Source organism: Emticicia sp. (genome assembly GCF_049241225.1).
Classification (GTDB): domain Bacteria; phylum Bacteroidota; class Bacteroidia; order Cytophagales; family Spirosomataceae; genus Emticicia.
This window is the reverse complement of sequence record NZ_JBMLRC010000432.1, coordinates 15,434-18,141: the sequence shown is the minus strand read 5'-3', so window position 1 is coordinate 18,141 and position 2,708 is coordinate 15,434. Positions and strand designations below refer to the sequence as shown.

The 2,708-nt window shown below is 42.1% G+C and carries 2 protein-coding genes; both read left to right on the top strand.

Going from position 1 to position 2,708, the window contains the following annotated elements:
• On the top strand, positions 1-1,230 hold a 1,230-nt coding region (locus ACOVO2_RS22610; protein ID WP_421772150.1), incomplete at its 5' end, for a family 10 glycosylhydrolase.
• A 143-nt stretch (positions 1,231-1,373) separates the two neighbouring features.
• A partial coding sequence (locus ACOVO2_RS22605) for an alpha-amylase family glycosyl hydrolase (RefSeq protein WP_421772149.1) occupies positions 1,374-2,708 on the top strand: 1,335 nt, incomplete at its 3' end.

Below are 2,708 nucleotides of genomic sequence, written 5' to 3'. Positions count from 1 at the left end.
TTTTATCCGTATCCATCGGCAGGGTTGACCATCAACGATTCGGCAACTTATAACAGAAATTCGAGAGGAATTTTAAACCGAGCCGATTGGCGACGAGATAATGTAAATATTTTAGTAAAAACAATTGCTGATACGCTGAAAGCCGTGAAGCCGTGGGTGAAATTCGGCATTTCGCCTTTCGGAATTTGGCAAAATAGAACCACTGCACAACCACTTGGCTCGGCCACAGGAGGCTTGCAGAGTTATAGCGATGTTTATTGTGATTCGAGACTTTGGTTGCAAAAAGGTTGGATAGATTACGTTGTTCCGCAACTTTATTGGAACATCGGTCTGGCAGTTGCCGATTTTTCGGTCTTAGTGCCGTGGTGGGCCAACAACGTATTCGACCGACATTTGTATATTGGTCATGCTGCCTACCGAATTAATTCGACCGATGCCGCTGCTTGGCAGAATCCATCACAAATGCCAACACAGATTAGGCTTGTCAGGGCTACTCCAAAAGCACAAGGTAGTGTCTTTTATAATACCAATACACTTAATAAAAATTTACTCGGTTTTAGAGACTCCTTGGTTACGAAACTCTACAAAACCCCTGCATTAATGCCACAAATGCTTTGGAAAGATGCTGTTTCGCCCAATTCGCCTAAAAACCTTACAGCGAGCCTATCCAACACAGGTTTACAAATCAGATGGGAAAAGCCAACGACAGGGGCAACAGAATTAGAAAAAATCAGAGGCTATGTGCTGTATCGTTTTGCTGATAACGAAACAATCGATATTAGTAATTCGGCTGCTATCAGAAGTATTATTTATAAGGATACCACGGCGTATTTCGATACTGATATTTCGCAGAAGGCTAATCGCTACACATACGTCCTTACGTCATTCGACCGCCTACACAACGAAAGTTTACCATCGAATAATGCTACGGCTGTTTTAGTAACTGGAATCGATGAAGAAAGCCGCACGCAGTCGGAGTTAAGTCAGAATGCTCCCAATCCATTTACCGACTTCACCAAAATCACTTATAAACTGGAAAGAGCAAGTCATGTTTTACTCAGCATTCATGATATAATGGGAGTTGAGCGAAATAAATTAGTTGACGAATACAAGGCCGCAGGCGAATATACCGTCGATTTCCAAAACCTTAATTTGGAATCGGGTGTGTACTTCTACACTTTACAAACTCAGAGAGAAATATCGGTTAAACGTATGATAGTGGTGCGATAAACCCACGAAATTTGGCACTGTGGTTAGTTTGTGGAATATATTCCCCATAATTGCTGTTTTTTTCCACAGATAATTAGTTGATATTGACTGGTATAAGTTTTTCAGAATATGATTTAAGTAGTGAAACATTAAATCAATATTCTATGGAATTGCTTGTCGAATATCAAAAAAGCCAAATTGCGGGCATGGGAGCTATTCCACACAATGGTGGAGTTGATTTCAGAGTTTGGGCTCCAAACGCACAAGAAGTTTTTGTAGTTGGAGATTTCAATGACTGGCAAAATGATGCCACCCCATTAGTACACGAAGAAAACGGCTATTGGTCGGTGAGTGTGCCGGAGGCTACCATTGGACAAGCATATAAGTATTTATTGAAAACCCACAACGGAGATTTCCTACGCAATGACCCTTATGCTCGCCAGCTTACGAGTTCGATTGGCAATTCGCTTATTCATAACCCAGCGTTTGATTGGGGCGAAGATAATTTTCAGATGCCGTCGCAGAACGAAATGGTTATCTACGAACTTCACATCGGTACTTTCAATGCCAAAGAAGATGGAAAACCTGGCGATTTTTATAGTGCCATCGAACGCCTCAATTACCTTAAATCATTAGGCATCAATGCCATTGAAATAATGCCCATTGCCGAGTTTCCCGGCGGTTTTTCGTGGGGATATAATCCTGCTCACCCATTTGCGGTCGAAAGCGACTACGGTGGTCCCGAAGGCCTCAAAGCTTTCGTGAAAGCAGCTCATCAAAAAGGCATTGCCGTAATTTTAGATGTGGTCTATAATCATTTTGGCCCTTCGGACATGGATTTGTGGCAGTTTGATGGTTGGAGCGAAAATGGTTTGGGCGGAATATATTTCTATAACGATTGGCGAGCCAAAACTCCGTGGGGAGATACTCGTCCAGACTATGGAAGAGGCGAAGTGCGTCAGTACATAAGAGATAACGCCCTTATGTGGTTGGACGAATATCACATTGACGGCCTCAGAATGGATATGATTCCTTATATGAGAAATGTCAACGCAGATGGTAATCCTGGCAATGATTTACAAGAAGGTTATTCGCTAATTCAGTGGATAAACTCCGAAATCAAGAGCCGATACCCCAACAAATTTACAGTAGCCGAAGACTTACATAATTTAGAATGTATAACGGGCAATATAGAAGATGGAGGGTTGGGTTATAGCAGTCAATGGGATGCTGTATTTGTGCATCCAGTAAGAGATGCCATCATTACGATGCACGACCAAGACCGAGATATGAATGTGCTTGTCAATTCAATCTTGCATAAATATAATAATGATGCTTTTCAGCGAGTAATTTATACCGAATCGCACGATGAAGTTGCCAATGGCAAAGCCCGAGTGGTACAGGAAATTGCAGGTCAGGAAGATGTAAATACTTGGTATGCAAAAAAACGTTCGATTCTCGGAACCGTACTCACGATGACCTCGCCCGGAATACCAATG